This window comes from Pseudomonas sp. CC11G (assembly GCF_056174845.1).
On sequence record NZ_JBWBZC010000005.1, the window covers coordinates 258207 to 277522 of the forward strand.

The 19316-nt window shown below is 60.9% G+C and carries 16 protein-coding genes and 1 pseudogene; 7 read left to right on the top strand and 10 right to left on the bottom strand.

Translation table 11 applies throughout. The features are described from left to right. Positions 1 to 12: 12 nt before the first annotated feature. The 5 genes from AC0V2S_RS09475 to AC0V2S_RS09495 form a co-directional block, all read right to left on the bottom strand. Complete coding sequence (locus AC0V2S_RS09475) at positions 13 to 414, bottom strand: hypothetical protein (protein WP_475509507.1); 402 nt, start codon at positions 412 to 414, stop codon at positions 13 to 15. An 83-nt stretch (positions 415 to 497) separates the two neighbouring features. Then, positions 498 to 1496, bottom strand: coding sequence for an ABC transporter substrate-binding protein (locus AC0V2S_RS09480; RefSeq protein WP_475509508.1), 999 nt, complete (start codon positions 1494 to 1496; stop codon positions 498 to 500). Between the two features lie 19 nt (positions 1497 to 1515). Continuing rightward, positions 1516 to 2238 carry a GntR family transcriptional regulator gene (locus tag AC0V2S_RS09485; RefSeq protein WP_475509509.1) on the bottom strand — a complete coding sequence of 241 codons (723 nt, stop codon included), beginning with the start codon at positions 2236 to 2238 and terminating at the stop codon, positions 1516 to 1518. A gap of 11 nt (positions 2239 to 2249) precedes the next feature. Next, on the bottom strand, positions 2250 to 3131 hold the full coding sequence (locus tag AC0V2S_RS09490; protein WP_475509510.1) for a polysaccharide deacetylase family protein: 882 nt from the start codon (positions 3129 to 3131) through the stop codon (positions 2250 to 2252). Between the two features lie 11 nt (positions 3132 to 3142). Beyond that, positions 3143 to 3874 (bottom strand): aspartate/glutamate racemase family protein, encoded by a 732-nt coding sequence (locus tag AC0V2S_RS09495; RefSeq protein ID WP_475509511.1) that lies wholly within the window; start codon positions 3872 to 3874, stop codon positions 3143 to 3145. Between the two features lie 327 nt (positions 3875 to 4201). On the opposite strand from AC0V2S_RS09495, the gene AC0V2S_RS09500 reads away from it, so the two are divergent. From AC0V2S_RS09500 to AC0V2S_RS09515, 4 genes are all read left to right on the top strand, one after another. Then, positions 4202 to 5737, top strand: a complete 1536-nt coding sequence (locus AC0V2S_RS09500; protein ID WP_475509512.1) for an amidohydrolase family protein — start codon at positions 4202 to 4204, stop codon at positions 5735 to 5737. Then, positions 5734 to 6567, top strand: a complete 834-nt coding sequence (locus AC0V2S_RS09505; RefSeq protein WP_475509513.1) for an ABC transporter permease — start codon at positions 5734 to 5736, stop codon at positions 6565 to 6567. Before AC0V2S_RS09500 ends, AC0V2S_RS09505 begins: the two co-directional genes overlap by 4 nt. Before the next feature lie 5 nt (positions 6568 to 6572). Next, on the top strand, positions 6573 to 7415 hold the full coding sequence (locus AC0V2S_RS09510) for an ABC transporter ATP-binding protein (protein WP_475509514.1): 843 nt from the start codon (positions 6573 to 6575) through the stop codon (positions 7413 to 7415). A gap of 61 nt (positions 7416 to 7476) precedes the next feature. Beyond that, positions 7477 to 8748, top strand: coding sequence for a lipase family alpha/beta hydrolase (locus tag AC0V2S_RS09515; RefSeq protein WP_475509515.1), 1272 nt, complete (start codon positions 7477 to 7479; stop codon positions 8746 to 8748). A gap of 60 nt (positions 8749 to 8808) precedes the next feature. Here AC0V2S_RS09515 and AC0V2S_RS09520 read toward each other — a convergent pair whose 3' ends face one another. Together AC0V2S_RS09520 and AC0V2S_RS09525 are read right to left on the bottom strand one after the other, a co-directional pair. After that, positions 8809 to 9237, bottom strand: coding sequence for a hypothetical protein (locus AC0V2S_RS09520; RefSeq protein WP_475509516.1), 429 nt, complete (start codon positions 9235 to 9237; stop codon positions 8809 to 8811). 86 nt (positions 9238 to 9323) lie between these two features. Then, on the bottom strand, positions 9324 to 10223 hold the full coding sequence (locus AC0V2S_RS09525; protein ID WP_475509517.1) for a LysR family transcriptional regulator: 900 nt from the start codon (positions 10221 to 10223) through the stop codon (positions 9324 to 9326). A 105-nt stretch (positions 10224 to 10328) separates the two neighbouring features. Here AC0V2S_RS09525 and AC0V2S_RS09530 point away from each other — a divergent pair. Beyond that, positions 10329 to 11473, top strand: a pseudogene (locus tag AC0V2S_RS09530) (TDT family transporter). Positions 11474 to 11590: 117 nt separating this feature from the next. Here the strand turns inward: AC0V2S_RS09530 and AC0V2S_RS09535 are convergent. Both AC0V2S_RS09535 and AC0V2S_RS09540 read right to left on the bottom strand, forming a co-directional pair. Beyond that, the gene (locus AC0V2S_RS09535) at positions 11591 to 12637 is read right to left on the bottom strand and encodes an NAD(P)-dependent alcohol dehydrogenase (RefSeq protein WP_475509518.1); all 1047 of its coding nucleotides are present in this window, start codon (positions 12635 to 12637) and stop codon (positions 11591 to 11593) included. Between the two features lie 108 nt (positions 12638 to 12745). Beyond that, positions 12746 to 13729 (bottom strand): aldo/keto reductase, encoded by a 984-nt coding sequence (locus AC0V2S_RS09540; RefSeq protein ID WP_475509519.1) that lies wholly within the window; start codon positions 13727 to 13729, stop codon positions 12746 to 12748. A gap of 220 nt (positions 13730 to 13949) precedes the next feature. Between AC0V2S_RS09540 and AC0V2S_RS09545 the strand changes: the two genes are divergently transcribed. Next, positions 13950 to 14801: a CAP domain-containing protein gene (locus AC0V2S_RS09545; RefSeq protein WP_475509520.1), complete on the top strand. Its 852-nt coding sequence runs from the start codon at positions 13950 to 13952 to the stop codon at positions 14799 to 14801. Positions 14802 to 14967: 166 nt separating this feature from the next. Here the strand turns inward: AC0V2S_RS09545 and AC0V2S_RS09550 are convergent, their stop codons facing one another. After that, a complete protein-coding gene (locus AC0V2S_RS09550; RefSeq protein WP_475509521.1) occupies positions 14968 to 16404 on the bottom strand; it encodes a SulP family inorganic anion transporter in 1437 nt (478 codons plus the stop codon). 357 nt (positions 16405 to 16761) lie between these two features. Here AC0V2S_RS09550 and AC0V2S_RS09555 point away from each other — a divergent pair, with 357 nt between their 5' ends. Further along, a complete protein-coding gene (locus AC0V2S_RS09555; RefSeq protein WP_475509522.1) occupies positions 16762 to 19056 on the top strand; it encodes an autotransporter family protein in 2295 nt (764 codons plus the stop codon). Positions 19057 to 19316: the final 260 nt, after the last annotated feature.

A 19316-nucleotide genomic window follows, 5' to 3' on the forward strand; every position in this document is an offset into this window, starting at 1 on the left:
GTGTCGTTGGGCTCAAGCATCACGCAACAAGTCGTTGGCATTGAGCAGATCGAACGCAATCTGCGGCGTCTGTTCCAGCCCACGTCGAATCGCGGCCGGAATGGCTTGGCGGGTTTTACGGCACAGACCAGGGAGGTCGTGCACTTGAATGGCAATGCCGCGCATGGTCCGCACTTCATTAAAGCCGGGGCCGATTTCCAGGCGAATGCCTAGCTGTTCTTCCATGCGCCGGCACATGTGCTGAAGGTCGGCCAGGCTTTCAATGCGCTCCAGGCGGTCGAGCAGTTTGCGTTCTTCCATTCGCGTTAGCCGCACGATGCGTAAGTCGGCATCGACTGCCGTGCGCAATTCTTCCAAGCCGCAAATGCAGGCGCCCGGTGGGCATTGTTGGCGAATGGGAAGGGCATTGTTCATGGGGCCTGATCATAGCCAGCGGGCATGCGCGTTGCCCACTGGCTTTTTTGCCCCGGCGACCAGCTGCCAGGGCGCAGGGCCGGTTACTTGTTCAGTTCGTCGACAAACCGGGTGTCGAAGGTCTGAGCAAAGTCCGGAATGCTGTTGATCTGACCGTTGGCTTTGAGCAGCTCGGCAATCAACTGGCCGCTGCCGAAGAACGATGTGGTGGCGTCAGCTTTTTCGAAGTTCTTGCTCATCTCGTTCAGCGGAATGTTGTACACGGTCTCCAGTTGCACCTTGGCGTCTTCCGGGGTGGTGCCGAGTACGGTGGCGATGATTTTCGCCGACTCGTCCGGGTGGCTATGGATATACGCCAGGCCGTCGAGGTAACCCTGAATCAACGCCTTGATCGCGGCCGGGCGTTTGGCGATGACTTTCTCGTCAAACACCAGCACATCGGTGATCAACCCTGGCGCTTCTTTGGACGAATACACCACGTGGAATTTGTTGCCTGGCAGGCTCACGGTCTGCGACACATTGGGCTCGTACGTCACGCCAATCGGCAGGCTGCCGGACGCCATGGCACTCGGCACGTTTTCCGGGCTCATGCTCACTGCGGTGATGTCGGCGGCGGTCATGCCGTGGCTTTTCAGGGCGTAGGCGAGCAGGAAGTCGGAAGTGGAGAGGGCGCTGAAGCCGACCTTCTTGCCTTTAAAGTCGTTGACTGAGGTGATGGATTTATCCGCCACGATGGCATCGCCGCCGTTTGAGAAGTCGATGGGCATCACCACTTTCTGCTGCAAGCCACGGGCGGCCGACATCACCACCTGGTCGTAGGTCAGGGTGCCGCCATCCAGGGCGTTGCCGACCATCGCGGTGGGGATCAGCGTCGGGTCGCTGAAGAACTGCAAATCCACTTTCAGGCCGTGAGCCTTGAACAGGTCGAGCTTGTCGGCGACATAGAAGGGCGCCTGGCCCACCCACACCACGGTGCCGACTTTGAGGGTTTCTACCGCCTGGGCGGTGAAGGGCAGTACGGCGGCCATGGAGGCCAGGCATACACCGAGAACGGCTTTGCGCAAAGAGAATGCAAGGGTCATATAAGGCTCCGAATCGTTATCAGTGTTTGTGGTTGGCGTGAGGGTTGGCAGGTGCGGCAAACAGGCTTTTGAGGTCTACCTGCTCGTGCTTGGGTTCCACCAGCAGCAGTTGGGCTTCGAGTTCTTCCAGGTGTTTGAGCATCGCCGGGGCGAACTGGGTTTTGTCGTGTTCGAGCAGGTCCACCAATTCGCCATGGCAGGAGTGCGAACACACCTCGCTCTGCGGGCGTTCGTAGATGGCCGTTATCAGCGCCGAGCGCGCCATCAGGTCGCGGATCACTTCGTGCAGCACGCTGTTGCCGTACAGCTCGGCGAGCAGCACATGAAAGTCGTGGGACGTGCGCAGCTCGGCGCTGCGGTCGTCGCCTTCCTCGGCGTCGGTTTCTTTGTCGATATGGGCGCGCAGGCGAGCGATACCGGCGCTGTCGATGCGCTGCACCACTTGGGCAGCGAGGGCCACTTCCACCACTTTGCGGGCGTCGAACACATCGCGCGCTTCGGCCGGCGAAGGCTTGGCGACAAAGGCGCCGCGGTTGGGCTCCAGCGTTACCACCTTGTCCCGCGACAGCGCCTGCAACACCAGGCGCGTGGTGCCACGGCTGGCATTGAAGGCTTCGGCCAACTGCTCTTCAGCGAGCTTGGTACCGGGCTGCAAACGCTGTTCGCTGATGGCGCGGAAGATCTCCTGGTACATGCGTTCGGCGGCGGAGTTATCGGCGCTGGTTACGGTTTTCTTGGTCATGGGGCGTCCTTTCACACGGCCAGTTCAGGGTCGGCCTGAATGCTTTGAAAAATGCGGTCCGGAGTGGTCAGCCAGAGCTGGTCGCGGTGCTCGGCGATATGCGCCAGCGCCTTGCTCAACTGGCGCAGGCGGAACGGTTGGCCGCTGATAAACGAGTGGATCACCACCGGCATCACCAGCGGTTGGTCGTGGGCGGCCAACAGCAGTTCGTCGAACTGGTCGATGATCATCTGGCTGAAATCGCTGGCCGAAGCCTGGCGGCCGATAATGGTGGAGCTGTCGTTCAATTCCAGGGCGTAGGGAATATGCAGAAAGCGGCCGCCGGCGCTGTTCAGCCATACCGGGCGGTCGTCCATGCCGTAGTCCAGCACATAGCCGTAGCCGGTTTCGGCGAGCAGTTCGATGGTGTTGTCGGTGTGGGTCAGCCACGGGCTGGACCAGCCTTTGGGGGCATGGCCGCTGTGTTTGCGGATGTCATCGCTGACTTGTTGCAGGTAGGCGCGCTCGTTGTCGCGCTCGCGGCCGGCGAGGGTGTCGGAGTTGCTTACGCCATGGCCGATCAGCTCGCAGCCGGCGGCGTGCAGTTGCTCGACCAGACCGGGAGCATGGTCGTACACGGCGGTATTGAGCAGCACGGCCAGCGGCAGGTCGTACTCGGCGAAGCGCTGTTGCAGGCGCAGGGCGCCGACCCGGTTGCCGTAGTCGCGCCACGAGGTGTTGGCGTAGTCCGGTTTGGCCATGCCGGCCATCAGGTCTTCGGTCAAACCCGGGCCGAAGTTGTATTCCTCAACCCCCATCACGAAGTACACCGCAAGGCGCGCGCCGTTGGGCCAGGTGCGCGGGTTGGGCGTGGTGATCGGGCTGTAGCGGTAACGCTGCTGGCTGGTAAGCATGGGGAACTCCATCAGGCGAACAGCTCGGGCCATTGTTGGCTGAGGTCGCGTGGGGGGAAGGCAAAACTGTTGTGTTTGCTGGTGTTCAGGCCAAGGCTCACCAACCCTTCGGCCATCTTCAGCGCCGCGTTCACGCCCTCGATCACCGGAATGCCGAGGGCCTGTTGCAGCGGCGCCACCAATTCGCTGAGGCCGGCGCAACCGAGCACCAAGGCTTCGCAGCGGTCTTCGCGCAGGGCGATTTGCGCTTCTTTCAAGAGGGCGTCGTAGAGCGCCTGGTTGTCTTCTTCGGCGCAGTCGTCCACCAGCACATCAATGGCGCGCAGGCCGGCGCAGCGGTGCTGCATGCCTAGCTCATGCAGCACGCGGCGCGAATGGATAAGGGTGCGCGGCGGCAGGGTGATGATGCTGAAGGTGGCGGCCACCAGGCAGGCGCTCATTAGCGCCGCTTCGGTCATGCCGACTACCGGGCCACGGGCCACTTCGCGGGCGGCGGCCACGCCGGTGTCGCCAAAGCAGGCGATTACATAGGCGTCCATGCCAGCGGCTTCGCCGGCCTGCACTTGCGCCATCACCCCGAGGGTGGCCCAGGCTTCGTCGCTGTGGCTTTCAATCGACGGCGTGCCCAGGCGCGGCTGGGTGGCAACCACCTCGGTGCCCGCTGCGGCCACTGCCGTGGCGCTGCGTTGCAGGCGCTCGGTAAAGGCCTGGGTGGTATTGGGGTTGATCAGTTGGATGCGCATATCGGCTCGCTATCAATGCTCGGCACAAGCCATAGAGCAGGGAGCGGGCCAACTGTTTGTTTTTATGATTATTTAGCTATTAATCAATAGGTTATGAATTTAATAGCTGGAGCTTGGCTTTCGCTGACGCCGATTTCGTTGACCTTAAATAGCGCATCGCAAACTATTTTGGTGCGATTGTTAACGAAATAATTTGAAGATTGTTAACGAAACTGAAGGGCCATTTAAGGGCGACCCAGCAGCCACGGGCCTGCTGCGGGAAATGCCCCGGATTGGCCTGGCTTTTGCGATGGAGCAGGGCATTAGCCGCCCTGTTAGCGAGAGCCCATGTCCACCTCCCTTCTTATTCGCCAGGCCCGCGTGTTGTGCCTGGACGATGCCGACACCCGCCTGCCGCAGGCCGATCTGCTGATTGTCGACGGCCGCATCGCCGCCATCGGCACCGACCTCGTTGCCCCGGCCGATGCGCAAGTGATCGATGCCAACGGCATGCTGGCGATGCCGGGCCTGATCAACGCCCACTTCCATTCCCCCGGCAACCTGCTCAAGGGCCAGCTCGACAGCCTGCCTCTGGAAATCTTTATGCTTTATGAAGTGCCGCCGATGGCCAGCGAAGGCAGCGCCGAGCGCTTGGCCTATTTGCGTACCCTGCTGGCCGCGCTGGAGATGCTGCAACGCGGCATTACCGCTGTGCACGACGACGCCTACCACGTACCGCGCGTGACCGAGCAAAGCCTGGACGTGGTGATGCAGGCTTATCGCGATGCCGGTATCCGCGCCACGGTGGCGATCGATCAGCCCAATGTCATCGAGTACGACAAATACCCGTTCCTGCATGACCTGCTCCCCGAGCACCTGCGCCAGCAGATGCGCGACGCGCCCCGGCAGACCGACGAAGAGCTGCTGGCGCTGTATGACTATCTGATCCAGCGCTGGCATGGCAGTGAAGACGGGCGCCTGGCGGCGGCGGTGTCTTGCTCGGCGCCGCAGCGGGTAACGCCGGCGTATCTGCAAGGCCTGAGCGAGCTGAGCCGGCGCTTGAATCTGCCGTTCAATATCCATGTGCTGGAAACCAAATTGCAGCGCGTGCTGGGCGAGGAGAAGTACGGTCAATCGCTGGTACAGCTGCTGGCCGAGCGCGGCGTGCTGGATGAGCGCTGCCAGATCATCCACAGCATCTGGGTAAACGAGGAAGACGTCCGCCTGCTCGCCGATTCCGGCTGTGTTGTGGCGCATAACCCGGTGTGCAACTTGCGTCTGGGCAGCGGCGTGATGCCGTTTCGGCAACTGCGCGATGCCGGGGTGAACATCGCCTTGGGCACCGATGAACTCTGCTCGGACGACACCGCCAACCTGTGGTTTGCCGGCAAGACCGCCGCGCTCATTCATACCCTTGCCAGCAGCGACTACGACCAATGGCCGCAAGCCATGGAAGTGCTGCAATGCATGACCCGTGGCGGCGCCAAATCGCTGCGCCTGGACGGCCAACTGGGGCAGCTCACGGTCGGCGCGCTGGCAGATGTGATTTTGCTGGACATGGACACCTGGGCCTTCACCCCCCTGAACGACCTGATACGCCAGCTGATTTATTGCGAAGACGGCAGCTCGGTGCGCTACACGTTGGTCAATGGCCGGGTGGTGTATGCCAACGGCGAATTTCCCGGCCTCGATGTACGCGCCATTCGCCGGGAAATTCGCCAGCTCGGCGAAACCCTGCACGCCCAACATGCCGCCACCGAAGCGGCCGCCCAGGAACTGATGCCGTATTACCGCGCCATGTACGAGCAAGCCCACCAGCGTGATGTGGGCATGCAACGCACTCTCGCCATGCCCGATTCCCCCCTGCAGGAGCCTCTGCCATGACTGCTTTTGAACCTCTGCCAACGCGCGCGGCAAACCGGCCGGCGCGGCAAAGCTGGTGGCGTATTCGCGCCGAGTTACCGCGCACTGCGCGCTGGGCATTGGCCGTCAGCGGCTTGGTGTTGCCCGTGTTGCTGTGGTGGGCCTACAGCGCCACCGGGCTGAGCAATCCGTTGTTTATGCCCGGCCCCGATGCGGTGCTGGCGCGCCTTGGCCACTGGCTGCATGACGAAGGTTTGTTCACCGATATCGGCATCAGTCTGTACCGGGTTATGAGTGGTTTTTTGTTGTCGGCGCTGTTGGCGTTGCCGCTGGGTTTGTACATCGGCACCTACCGCCCGGTGCAGGCGTTTCTGGAACCGCTCACCGACTTTATCCGCTATATGCCGGCGGCCGCGTTTATCCCGCTGGTGATGCTCTGGGTGGGTATTGATGAAGGCTCGAAGATTCTGATCATCTTTATCGGCACCTTTTTCCAGATGGTGTTGATGGTGGCCGAAGACGTGCGTCGCGTACCCATGGCGCAGATTGAAGCGGCGCAAACCATGGGTGCCAGCCGCAGTGAAGTGATCAAGCTGGTGATTCTGCCGTCGGCGCGCCCAGCGCTGCTGGACACCCTGCGCATCACCTGCGGCTGGGCCTGGACCTACCTGGTGGTGGCCGAACTGGTGGCTGCGAGCTCAGGCCTTGGCTACGCGATTCTCAAAGCCCAGCGCTATATGCAAACCGACAAGATTTTCGCCGGCATCATCCTGATCGGCGTGATCGGCCTGCTTACCGACCAGGCATTCCGCTGGCTCGGCCGTGCGGCCTTCCCCTGGTTGAAGAGGTAATGACGATGACCGACGCCAAAATCCGGATTCACGATGTGAGCAAGGTCTTCAACAGCCAGGGCCGCAAGGTGCAGGCCTTGCAGGACGTCAACCTGGAGATCCAGGCCAACGAATTCATCACCTTTGTCGGCGCCTCCGGCTGCGGCAAATCCACCTTGCTGCGCAGCATCGGCGGCCTGGAGCAGCACAGCAGCGGTGAGATTCTGCTCGATGGCCGGGCCATTGCCGGGCCGGGTATCGACCGCGCCATGGTGTTTCAGCACTACAGCCTGTACCCGTGGTTGAACGTGATGCAGAACATCAAATTTTGCCGGCAGCTCAAGGTGGTTTCCGACACTGTGCACAGCGACGGCGATATTGAATTGGCCAGTGGCCGTGCCGATGCCTTGCTCAATTTGATGGGGCTGAAAGCCTTTAGCCAGGCGTATCCCAATCAGCTATCCGGCGGTATGCAGCAGCGCGTGGCGATTGCCCGGGCGTTGATGCCCAAGCCTGCGACGTTGCTGATGGACGAGCCCTTTGGTGCGCTGGACGCGCAAACCCGCGAGGTGATGCACGACCTGATTCGCCATGTGCACCGCCTGGAAAAGAGCACGATTCTGTTCGTCACCCACGACGTGGAAGAGGCGATTTACCTCGGCGGTCGCGTGGTGCTGATGGCGCCGCGCCCCGGACGGATCGACACCATCTACAACGTGCCGCTGCCGGCCGAGCGCCATCAGGACATGAAGCTATCGGCCGAATTTCTCGGCCTTAAACGCGAGATTCTGGCGCGTATCCGTGAGACTTCCGGCATGAACACCGACCTGGAATTGCTGGAGCAACTCACCCGTTCGCAACCGGCGTAATGCACCGCTGAAATTACCCACTAGGCTCTAGCGGGTCATGGTCAGGGATGAGGCGCCCGTTATGGTCGCGAGGGTTGGTCTGCTGGTTCTGTTGCTAAGCGTGCTGGGCGGCTGCGCTCTGTTCAAGCTCGACAAGGAAATGCAGCAGGCCCAGCAGGACCTGGTGCTTGTCGCCGGGCGGCTGGACAGCACCGAGTCGGGCCGTGATGCACTGGTGGCGTTGCTGGACGCGCAGGGCAAGCTGGTGCGTTACCGCATCGCGGCGCTGCACGAGACGTTCTATTTCACCGAGGCGCCGGGGCGGTATCAACTGCTGGTGTTCGACGACCAGAACGGCAATTTTTCCCTCGACCCCGACGAGCCCCGCCAGTTTTTGCCCAACGCGCAAAGCGTGACGCTGCATGTGCAACCCGACGCTGCCGCCCGTGAGCGGCTGGCCCAGCTCAATCCTATCCGCCTGGGCCGGACCGATCTGGCCAGCGCGCCGGCCGTGGACCTCAACCTTGAAGTGCTTTACCGCGAGCAGCCGCAGTTGCAGCGCAATTACCTGCAACCGGTCACCTTTGCCGACCCGCGCTTCGACCAGGCCACTATCGAGCTGGGTGCCTGGCAGCCGCTGACCTTTCTCCACCAAATTGGTTATGGCCTGTACCTGCTGGCGCCGTGGGACCCTAACAAGGAACCGGTGTTTCTGGTGCACGGCATTAATTCTTCACCACGGGATTGGCAAGACCTGGCGGCCAGCCTGGACACCGAGCATTTCCAGTTGCTGTTGTTCCACTTTCCCAGCGGCGTTCCGCTGAACAACAGCGCCTATATGCTCAGCCTGGGCATTCGCGATGTGCAGCGCCGCTTCAACGCCCCGCGTTTTCATGTGATGGCCCATAGCATGGGCGGCCTGGTGGCGCGGCGTGCCTTGCAGATGTTGAACGCCGAAGACAGCCGCAACCTGTGCCTGTTTATTACCCTGTCGACGCCTTGGGATGGACATCCGTCGGCGGCGACGGGTCTGAAGCGGATGCCGGTAGACGTGCCGGTCTGGAAGGATCTGGCGCCGGGTAGCCCGTACTTGCAGCAACTATTCGCCACGCCGTTGCCAGCGCATATCCGCCAATGGCTGTTGGTGAGCTACGCCGGCAACAGCCGCCTGCTGCAGGAGCCCAACGACGGCGTAGTGCCGCTGGCCAGCCAGTTGAGCAACGCCGCGCAGGACGAAGCCACGCACCTGTATCTGCTCAACGACACCCATACCAGCATTCTGCAAAGCCGGCGCGCGGCTGAGCTGTTGGAGCGGGCGTTTGATGGATTGCCGAAGAAGGGGTGTGAAGGTTGATTGGCCCTGGAAAAAAACAAGGCCGCTTTAGGGCGGCCTGGTTTGACTCTGTATGTGCCCTCAAGCCCGTACAGAGATAGTCGGCTCCAATGAAGCCGGAAGTTGCCCGGGCGAAGCCAGGCCTGCGATGTCGCTATAGTCGCCGGCCTGGTTGAGAGGCTGGCGGGGTTGCTGTTGGCTCACCGCTTGGGCGACCTCCAGTGGGGTGGGTTCGCTGTCAACGTCGCTCTCGGTCGCTACCGCGAGGTAGGTATCGAGTTGCTTCTGCTGGCTGCTGTTGCTGTACACCTCGGAGGCGGCGTCGCGACGATTCGCTTGGCTCGCATCAGCACTTTGCTGGCTCAGGGTGACGCGGTCAGCACCGCGGTCGACGGCTGTATTCACCTGTTCCGGGGTCACGGGTGAGTTTGGATCTTGCGCGGCGTCCCCAGCTTTTTTGATCACTTGCGTGGACAGGGGCAGGGCGCTACTGGTGCTGGTTATCTGCATAGAGGTCTCCTGCGTGACGGGGGTTACGTGATTCTAGTTCGGGCCACAGTCGGGCTTAGATTGAATGGCGATTTATACCGTTGCGCTTAGCCGGCAGCGGTTGAGAAGTCGCCGCAGCTGGCCCAGAACCGTTCAAGGCCGGCGGAGACGAATTTGTCGCGGTGGCGAATCAGGAAAAACCGCCGGGTGAGGGCCGGCAGAATGCCGTCCAGGGTGCACAGGTCGCCACGTGCCAGTTTGTCTGCCACCACCCAGCGCGACAGGCAACTCACGCCGATGCCCTGGGCGAGGGTGGCGGTGATGGCTTCTGAACTGCCGATCTGGCTGGTATCGCTGAGTTGATGCAGATGACGCAGCAGCGATTGCTCCACCACCTCGCGGGTGCCGGAGCCGGGCTCGCGCAGCAACCACTGGGCGTTTTGCAGGTCGCCCAGATTGGCGTCCGTCTTCTGTGCCAACGGGTGCGTGCGGCCGCAGACGATCACCAATTCGTCCACCAGCCACGGGTGCGCGGTTACTTCCGGCAAGTGGCAAGGCCCTTCAATAAGCCCCATGTCGATATCGAAGTTGGCCACCTTGGCGGCTATCAGGGCGCTATTGCCCATGTCGACATCTACCCGCAGCCACGGCGCGCTGTACTGTAAACCGCCGAGAATGTGCGGCAGCACGTGGTTGCCAATGGTGGTACTGCAGCCGATGCGCAGGCGCGTGGGCAGGCTGGCATCGGGGGCGGCAAAACCGGCTTCAATCTGCTGCGCCGCTTCCAGCATGCGTTTGGCCTGAGGGAGCAGGGCGCGGCCGTTGTCGTTGAGCACCAGCCGTTTACCCACCCGGTCGAACAGGCGGGTGTTCAGCGCGCTTTCCAATTCATTCAACGCGGCACTGACCGCCGATTGCGACAACGCCACGGCCGTCGCCGCGCTGGTGGTGCTGCCGTGTTCGGCAACGGCGCAGAAGAGATGCAACTGGCGCAGGCTGAGCTTCATGCTAGTTACCTGAAAAATGGGTAAGAGAAACCGATATTACCCGTTTGTTTGCTTGATTGGCGCGCCGTAGCCTAGGGCTCTATCGAATGACGTTGGAGCCACGCCATGCGCACAACTGCCATCCCTTGCCGCCGCCCGCTGACCGCCCTGGCCAGTCCGCGCGAGGTTATCCGCCAATTCACCCCCAACTGGTTCGCCGCCACCATGGGCACCGGCATCCTTGCCCTGACCTTGGGCCAATTGCCGGCGGCGCGGCCGTGGGTGTTTCACCTGGGTGAGTCGCTGTGGCTGCTGACGGTGGCGCTGTTGTGCTGTTCAGCGTGTTGTATGCCTGCCGCTGGGTGTTGTTTTTTCACGAGGCCAAGCAAGTGTTTGCCCATGCCACGGTGTCGATGTTTATCGGCACCATTCCCATGGGGCTGGCCACGGTGATCAACGGTTTGCTGCTGTTCGGCCTGCGGCGCTGGGGCGAGGCCGTGGTGCCGCTGGCCGAAGCGCTGTGGTGGCTCGACGTGGTCATGGCCGTGGCGTGCGGGGTGTTGATTCCCTTCATGATGTTTACCCGCCAGGCGCACCGCATCGAGCAGATGACAGCGGTGTGGCTGCTGCCCGTGGTCGCCGCCGAGGTGGCGGCAGTCACCGGCGGCTTGCTGGCTCCGCACCTGCCGGATGCGGCTGGGCAATTTCAGGTGCTGATCGCCAGCTACGTGCTGTGGGCTTTTTCGGTGCCGGTGGCGTTAAGCATTCTGGTGATTCTGCTGCTGCGTATGGCCCTGCATAAGTTGCCCCACGACAGCATGGCGGCGTCCAGCTGGTTATCCCTCGGCCCGATTGGCACCGGCGCGCTTGGTCTGCTGGTGCTGGGCACTAATGCGCCGGCGATTTTTGCCGCGCAAGGCATGGCCGGTATCGGTGCAGTCGCGCAGGGGCTTGGGGTGATTGGCGGGGTGCTGTTCTGGGGGCTCGGCGCCTGGTGGATGCTCTTGGCACTGCTGATTACCGTGCGGTATTTCAAGGCCGGTATCCCGTTCAACCTGGGCTGGTGGGGGTTTACCTTTCCGTTGGGCGTGTATGCATTGGCCACGCTGAAACTGGCAGCGGTGCTGCACCTGGCATTTTTTGCCTGGCTGGGGACGGGGTTGGTGATGCTGCTGGCGTTGATGTGGCTGCTGGTGGCGAGCAAAACGGCGGCGGGGGCGTATCGGGGGAATTTGTTTTATTCGCCGTGCATTGTTGGCGGTCCGCAGTGAGGAGCATGACGGATCATTCTGGATCCCCGCCTTCGCGGGGATGACGGAAGTTTTAAGGTATATCTCCGTCATTCCCGCGCAGGCGGGAATCCAGAATTTCCCGTTGAACGTTGTTGATCAGGCGCTCAGTGAGGCCATATCAATCACAAACCGATAACGCACATCCGAACGCTCCATGCGTTCAAACGCCTCGTTGATCTCGTCCATTCGAATCATCTCGCAGTCCGGCAAGATGTTTTTCCGGGCGCAGAAATCGAGCATTTCCTGGGTTTCGGCAATGCCGCCAATAGGCGAACCAGCCAAACGACGACGGCCCAGCACGAACGGCATGGTCATGGTTTGGTCGATTGGGCCGATCTGGCCAACGATTACCAAGGTGCCGTCGACATCCAGCAGCGACATATATGGCGTCACGTCGTGGCGCACCGGCACGGTGTCGATGATCAGATCAAAGCTCGACGCGGCCTTTTTCATCGCGTCTTTATCGGACGACACCAGCAGGTTGTCGGCACCCAACTCCAGGGCATCGGCTTCCTTGTCGGGAGTACGGCTCAACACCGTGACTTGCGCGCCCATGCCCGCGGCCAGTTTCACCGCCATATGGCCCAGGCCACCGAGGCCGATCACACCCACGCGGCTGCCCGGCCCGACGTTCCAGGTGCGCAGCGGCGAGTAGGTGGTAATGCCGGCGCACAGCAGCGGCGCGGCCTTGGCCAGGTCCAACGCATCGGGTACACGCAGCACGAACTCTTCACGCACCACCAGGTGCTTGGAATAGCCGCCGTAAGTAGGTTCCTTGGTGATGCGGTCGCGGCTGTTATAGGTCTGGGTGTTGGCTTTGCGGCACAGCTGTTCTTCGCCTTTACGGCACTGGTCGCATTCCTGGCAGGAGTCGACCATGCAGCCGACGGCCACGGCATCGCCGACCTTGTAGCGTTTTACCGCGCTGCCAACCTCGGTAACCCGGCCGACAATCTCGTGGCCCGGCACGATGGGGAAGCTGCTAAAGCCCCAGTCATCGCGAGCCTGGTGCAGGTCGGAGTGGCAGACGCCGCAGTAGAGAATCTCCATGGCGACGTCATTGGGGCGCAGCGTGCGGCGTTCGAATTTGAAAGGCGCCAAGGGCGACTTGGCGGTTTGTGCGGCGTAACCAATGGTGAGCATCTAGGGCACTCCGGTTGAGGCTGAAGGGTTGGGACAACGGTTTTTAACCGTTGGCTCCCGAGGCAAACCGAGGCGTTCACTGTAGCCGTTTTGCAGGGCGCATTGGCTTCAACGATTGACGTGCTGCGAGAGGCTGGCCGGGTAACGCTCGCCGAGTACCTGAATTTGCTGCAGCGCGCTTTCGATGGCGGCCAGGTCGGCGGCACTCAATTGGAGATCGGCAGCCGCGATGTTTTCGTCCAGACGGTGCAGTTTGGTGGTGCCGGGAATCGGCACAATCCATGGCTGCTGAGCCAGCAGCCAGGCCAAGGCGACTTGCGCGCGGCTGGCGCCCAGGCCGTCGGCGATACGGCCGAGCAGGTCGATGAGGCCGGCGTTGGCTTTGCGGTTTTCTTCGGCAAAACGCGGCAGCTGGTTACGGAAGTCGTTTTTATCAAAGGTGGTGCTGGCGTCGATGGCGCCGGTGAGAAAGCCGCGGCCCAGCGGGCTAAACGGCACAAAGCCGATACCCAGTTCCTTCAACACCGGCAGCACGGTAGTTTCCGGTTCGCGCCACCACAGGGAATATTCGCTCTGCAAGGCGGCCACCGGCTGCACGGCATGGGCGCGGCGGATGATATCGGCGCCGGCTTCGGACAGGCCGAAGTGTTTGACTTTGCCCTCGGCGATCAAATCCTTGACGGCGCCGGCGACTTCTTCAATCGGTACGGCGGGGTCGACGCGGTGTTGGTAGAAGAGGTCAATGCGGTCGGTTTTCAGGCGCTTGAGCGAGGCTTCGGCCACGGCCCGAATGTTCTCGGGGCGGCTGTCCACGCCGTCGGCCGATTTGCCGTTCTTGAAGCCGAACTTGGTCGCGATTACTACCTGGTCTCGCACGGGGGCCAGCGCCTCGCCCAGCAGTTCTTCGTTGGTGTAAGGGCCGTAAACCTCGGCGGTATCAAAGAACGTGACCCCGCGTTCAACCGCAGCGCGCAGCAGGGCGATGCCATCGGATTTTTCCGCCGCCGGGCCGTAGGCGAAGCTCAAGCCCATGCAGCCAAGGCCGATGCTAGAGACCTGCAGGCCGTTATTACCCAAAGTACGTGTTTTCATTTCATCCTCCAGTAGCGCGTGGCGTCCGGTTCGCCGACACTTCGGCAAACGTAGCGTGGGTGAACCTTAGCCGCTCAAGCGGGCTCTGATTAGTCATATAAACCCGCATGCGCTTATGCGTCTGACGCATAAGTTGGCAATACTGAATTGCCACAGGCGGGTAAAAACCGCTGACCATGGGGGCAGGCCGCTCAATAAAGGCCGTTCAAGGGAGAGATAAATGCGCGTCCGTTCAACCGTTGCACCGGCTGTTTTGCTGTCGTTGTCTGTGCTCACCGCTACACCGGTGTTTGCCGATGACGAGGCCCAGCTGGTGCAAGCGATCAACGCCTACCGCGGCCAGGTGCAGCGCTGCGAAGGCCAGGCCTCGCCGGAGCTGCCGCCGCTGTCGGATGACCCGCGTCTGCGCCTGCGTTCCGACAGTTTTGGCGGCCTTCAAACTGCGCTGGCCAAGAATGGCTACCCGATGGTAAACGTGCAGGCCATCAGCCTGGCCGGCGCCCGCGATAGCGATGCAGCGATGAAAGCGGTCCAGGAAAGCTTTTGCCGGGTGATTCTCGACCCGCAATTCGTCGATATCGGCGTGCGCCGCGAAGGGGATTTGTGGCGCATCACCTTGGCCCGGCCAATGCTCACCGCGCGCATGGGTGACTGGCAGAGCCAGGGCCAGCAGTTGCTGACCATGATCAACACTGCCCGCAGTCAGGCCCGCCAATGCGGCCCGCAAGCCTACCCCGCCGCCGCGCCATTGAACTGGAACAACACGTTGGCCGGCGCCGCCGAAGCCCACAGCCGGGCGATGGCCAACGGCAACTTCTTCGATCACAAAGATCGCGACGGCCGCACCCCCGGCGACCGCGCGGAACTGGCCGGCTATGCCGGGCAGGCCATTGGCGAGAACATCGCCGCCGGCAACGACAGCCCACGCAAAGTGCTCGACGGCTGGCTGGCTAGCCCCGGCCATTGCGCCAATCTGATGAACCCGCAGTACCGCGAACTGGGCGCCGCGTATGCGCTGGACCCGAAAAGCGATGCGGGGATTTATTGGACCGCCATGTTTGGTAGCCAGTAGCTCACGCGAGGGTGTGCTACGCGTACGGGGCGACTGGTCGTTGTCTGCGTGACCGCGCAAGGTGCCAAAACTCTGGATTCCCGCCTGCGCGGGAATGACGGAGGGCTGGTCAAAAAACACCGTCATCCCCGCGAAGGCGGGGATCCAGACTATTGAAGGGGACTTGCTATTCCCCTGCTCGCTTTAGCAGCTTTTTACAGCGCTCGCTTAAATGCACTACCCGCACATGTTTGCCCGCCTTGCTATACCGCTCGCGCAGCGTTTTCAACGCTGCAATCGCCGAATAATCGACAAAGCTCAAATGCGCGCAGTCCAAGGTGACGTGTTCGGGGTCGTCGGCCGGATTGAACTGGTTGAGAAACGGCGTAACCGAGGCGAAAAACAGCGTGCCATGCACCTGATACAACTTGCTGCCATCGGCCTCCAAGTGGGCGTCGGCATACAGCTCGCGGGCGTGCTGCCAGGCGAAGTTGAGCGCGGCAATGATGATGCCCAGCAGCACGGCGGTGGCCAGATCGGTGAACACGGTGATGATCGTCACGGCCAGAATCACCAGCATGTCGTTCACCGGCACCTTGTGCAGTACCCGTAGCGATGCCCAGGCGAAGGTCTGCTGCGACACCACGAACATCACGCCCACCAGCGCCGCCAGCGGGATCCGCTCGATCAGCGGCGAGAGAAACAGCACGAACAGCAGAATCATCACTCCGGCCACCACGCCCGACAGCCGCCCACGGCCGCCGGAGCTGAGGTTGATCACGGTCTGGCCGATCATCGCGCAGCCACCCATGCCACCAAATGCACCGGACACGATATTCGCCGCGCCCAACGCCACGCACTCGCGGTCCGGGTAGCCGCGGCTTTCGGTGACTTCGTCGGTGAGGTTAAGGGTCAGCAGGGTTTCCAGCAGGCCGACCATGGCCATCAGCAGCGCATAGGGGGCGATGATGCTCAGGGTGCCGAGCGTCCACGGCAGGTCGGGCAGGGCGAAGGTCGGCAGGCCGCCGGCGATATGCGCCATATCGCCGAGGGTGCGGGTCGGCAGATTGAACAGGTATACCGCCAGGCCGATCGCCAGAATCGCCACCAGGGCCGGCGGCACGGCGCGGGTCAGGCGTGGCAGCAGATAGACGATGGCCATGGTCAGCGCCACCAGGCCCAGCATCAACGCCAGTGGCGCGCCACTCAGCCATTGCTCACCGCTTTTGAAATGCTCCAACTGGGCCAGGGCAATGATGATCGCCAGGCCATTCACAAACCCCAGCATCACCGGATGCGGCACCATGCGCACCAGCTTGCCCAGGCGCAGCAGGCCAAACAGCACCATGATCAACCCGCCCAGCAACACCGTCGCCAGCAAATACTGCACGCCGTGCTGCACCACCAGCGCGACGATCACCACTGCCATCGATCCCGCTGCCCCCGACACCATGCCCGGCCGCCCACCGAACAGGGCGGTAAGCGTGCAGATGATAAACGCGCCATACAAACCCATAAGAGGGTTGAGGTGCGCCACCAGCGCGAAGGCAATGCACTCGGGTACCAGAGCAAAAGAGGTGGTAAGACCGGCGAGAAAGTCGGCGCGAAGGCGGATGGGTTTCATGGCAAATGGCTTCAGAGCGCTAAACGGGGGCCGGATGTTACGAAATATAACGTGAGGCGGCCAGTGACATTGGATTTGCGCTTAGAGAATAAAGTTGTAAGGGGATTCGTAGGCGTTTGTTTGAAAGCTCCAGAAATTTACGCGTTATCTCTGATGGAGTGTTTTAAATAAGAAAGTTTAAGTTTTATATATATCTCAAAGTTCTGTGTGAAATTTCCTTCGCATAGACGGTGGGCTTTATGCCTCGTTATATTGCCGCTTCTAGAGTTTTGCTCATCAGACTTTCTGGTTTTGACGCCTTTCGTGTCGAGTCAGTTTATTTGTTTTCTTAATATCGGCGTATTGCTGAGGGTGTTTATGAAGCAGTTCAAATTAACGTTGGCTTGTGTGTTGGTTTCGCAGGCAATTGCAGCATCTGTGTCCGCTGCAAACTACAATGTCACTACAGATGGCGTGATTGAGGCGGACTATGTTTTTACAGGTCTTGATCAGGTTTTCGCTAATGGAAGTAACTCTTTTAAACCAGGCACTCATACCGTTTTCGATGGTTACAGTTGGCTGTTTGCTGAAGTGGAAAGTGCGGTTAGCGCCGGTCAGCAAGATTTTATAGGCTCCGGTAGTCTTTTGGCGGTAGCTAATAATTCCATTAGCGGTGGCGTACAGAACTTTCGTGATAACAGTTACCTGACGGTCGCGGCTACTAACGCAATAAGTGGTGGTCGGCAGAACTTCTACGATCGGAGTTATATAGACTTAGCGGGCGTCGACTTGGTTGACAATAACTTGGCGTTCAATTTGGCGGGTGCCGACACCAAGTTTTGGATTCTCGGTCAGAAAGCTCTATTGGGGATACTTGAAGGCACGGGTCGTGTGGTTAACGACAGCAACAGTTCAGGCACATTGACTCTGGATACCAGCAAGTTGGGTAGTTCCATTTTCGCGGGGTCACTGGCTGACGGAAATCGCTTGGGCAAACTCAATCTAGTGAAGCAAGGCACCGGCGAGTGGATTTTCAACGGCGACGGCAGTGGGATGACGGGTACTACCACTGTAAACGGTGGGCAGTTGACGGTGAACGGTGACTTATCCAATTCCAGCGTGAGCATTAACGCCGGCGGCACGCTGGCCGGCGGCGGCAGCATAGGCTCAGCGCAAGTGGCGGCTTCTGGAGTAATTGGCACTGAAAACGTTACTGACCGGCTCAAGGTCCACGGCGATCTGACTTTTTCCAAATTCGGAACCCTTTACGTCAGCACAGGACCGGACGCGCAGGCAGGGCTAGTTGAGGTCAAGGGCAAAGCCGACCTGAATTTCGCCTACGTTTATGTGGCTGCTGGCGCCGGCGCTTATGCGCCCAATTCGCGCTACACCATCCTCACCGCAGACGGTGGCGTAAACGGCACGTTCGATTCCGCCAGAACCACGTTGTATTTCCTCTCGCCCAAGTTGTTCTATAACGCCAACTCGGTTGAGCTGGAACTCGAACGCAACGACAAAACTATTGCTTCGGCGGCACAAAGTCCTAGTGCGGCCAATGTCGGCCATAGCTTGGACCGGCAGGGTACGTCGCTGGTCAACCACTTGCTGACTAGCGATTACGCCACCGCAGGCCGCGCGCTTGAGCAACTCGGCGGCGCGGCTAGCGCCAGTCGCGTGGCAGCCATGCTGGCTAGTACGGCGCAAGTGAGCAGCAGCGTGCTCAAAGCTATGGAACAGCGCGATAGCCGCGGCAATAGTTTGCAAATGGCGGGGCTGAACAACGACGGGCCTTTGCTAGTAAGCAACGAGGTGCCAGCGGCTGCGCGTGGGTTGCATGACACTCGGGCAGACGGGCAGGTGTGGGTGCAAGCCCTTGGTAGCCAGGGCAACTTTGAAAGTGCTCACAGTGCTGGCGATTTGCAACAACGTACCAGCGGCGGCTTGCTCGGTGCTGATTGGGCGATGGGTGAAGCGTGGCGCCTGGGCGTAGTTAGCGGATACTCGCGTACCGAGCTGGACGCCGGCGATTATCTGAGGGGCGCGGTGAAGAGCTATCACTTGGGGGCTTACGCCTGGCGCTATTCTGGTCCGTTGGCCACGCGTCTGGGGTTCATCTACAGCGGTCACGACGGCAGCAGCAAACGTACTATCGACTTCAACGAGTTCCACGACACCCCTCGCGGGAGCTACGACGCCAGCGGCCAGCAAGCCTTTGTCGAGTTTGCCTACCAGAGCGTCAATGGCCAACTGCTCAAAGAGCCCTTTATCAACCTCAGCTATCAGCGCTACCAACGTGACGCTTATGCGGAAAAAGGTGGTGCGGCTTCGTTGCAGGTCGACCATCAGGACCAAAACAATTTGACCTCTACGCTGGGCTTGCGTGTAGCGAGCTTGCGGCAGCTTGATAACGGTATGAGCCTCACGCCTCGGGCCAGTCTTGGCTGGCGTCGAACCTATGGGGATGTGGATGTCAGCACCAGCCAGGCCTTTCTATCCGGCGGCGATACCTTTGAAGTGTACGGCAGCAACCTTGACCGCGACCGCCTGATGCTTGAGGGCAGTCTTGACCTCGGCGTGAGCCGCACCCAGAGCCTGGGCCTGGGCTACACCGGGGAAGTGGGCAGCAATGGTCGCAACCATGGCGTGCAAGCGCAGTGGCGCCTCAGCTTCTGATTCACCTGCCGTCGGTCATCTGTGCGATCACGCGTTGGCGCGGTCGCATCAGGTGACGGTTTTCGGCCGCCGACAGACTCAGGCTATCAAGTCAGCACATTCGCTCTATTAGACCTCTGGGCAGAGGCGTCTAGTCTTGCTCTGACGCCGATACCTCTTGGCGCCTGATGAGGGGACCCAGAGCCTCGCTATTGCGCCCAGATGCGGTAACGACCCCAGGCCCGTCCCACATGCCGTGAACTCAACCATTGCTGCTGGCC

Excerpts from the sequence above, each read along its gene's own strand:
- AC0V2S_RS09490 (WP_475509510.1), bottom strand. The coding sequence starts at position 3,131 with ATGCTTACCAGCCAGCAGCGTTACCGCTACAGCCCGATCACCACGCCC.
- AC0V2S_RS09525 (WP_475509517.1), bottom strand. The coding sequence starts at position 10,223 with ATGAAGCTCAGCCTGCGCCAGTTGCATCTCTTCTGCGCCGTTGCCGAA.
- AC0V2S_RS09515 (WP_475509515.1), top strand. The coding sequence starts at position 7,477 with ATGGTCGCGAGGGTTGGTCTGCTGGTTCTGTTGCTAAGCGTGCTGGGC.
- AC0V2S_RS09535 (WP_475509518.1), bottom strand. The coding sequence starts at position 12,637 with ATGCTCACCATTGGTTACGCCGCACAAACCGCCAAGTCGCCCTTGGCG.
- AC0V2S_RS09500 (WP_475509512.1), top strand. The coding sequence starts at position 4,202 with ATGTCCACCTCCCTTCTTATTCGCCAGGCCCGCGTGTTGTGCCTGGAC.
- AC0V2S_RS09505 (WP_475509513.1), top strand. The coding sequence starts at position 5,734 with ATGACTGCTTTTGAACCTCTGCCAACGCGCGCGGCAAACCGGCCGGCG.
- AC0V2S_RS09480 (WP_475509508.1), bottom strand. The coding sequence starts at position 1,496 with ATGACCCTTGCATTCTCTTTGCGCAAAGCCGTTCTCGGTGTATGCCTG.
- AC0V2S_RS09520 (WP_475509516.1), bottom strand. The coding sequence starts at position 9,237 with ATGCAGATAACCAGCACCAGTAGCGCCCTGCCCCTGTCCACGCAAGTG.
- AC0V2S_RS09485 (WP_475509509.1), bottom strand. The coding sequence starts at position 2,238 with ATGACCAAGAAAACCGTAACCAGCGCCGATAACTCCGCCGCCGAACGC.
- AC0V2S_RS09475 (WP_475509507.1), bottom strand. The coding sequence starts at position 414 with ATGAACAATGCCCTTCCCATTCGCCAACAATGCCCACCGGGCGCCTGC.
- AC0V2S_RS09540 (WP_475509519.1), bottom strand. The coding sequence starts at position 13,729 with ATGAAAACACGTACTTTGGGTAATAACGGCCTGCAGGTCTCTAGCATC.
- AC0V2S_RS09495 (WP_475509511.1), bottom strand. The coding sequence starts at position 3,874 with ATGCGCATCCAACTGATCAACCCCAATACCACCCAGGCCTTTACCGAG.
- AC0V2S_RS09545 (WP_475509520.1), top strand. The coding sequence starts at position 13,950 with ATGCGCGTCCGTTCAACCGTTGCACCGGCTGTTTTGCTGTCGTTGTCT.
- AC0V2S_RS09510 (WP_475509514.1), top strand. The coding sequence starts at position 6,573 with ATGACCGACGCCAAAATCCGGATTCACGATGTGAGCAAGGTCTTCAAC.
- AC0V2S_RS09550 (WP_475509521.1), bottom strand. The coding sequence starts at position 16,404 with ATGAAACCCATCCGCCTTCGCGCCGACTTTCTCGCCGGTCTTACCACC.
- AC0V2S_RS09555 (WP_475509522.1), top strand. The coding sequence starts at position 16,762 with ATGAAGCAGTTCAAATTAACGTTGGCTTGTGTGTTGGTTTCGCAGGCA.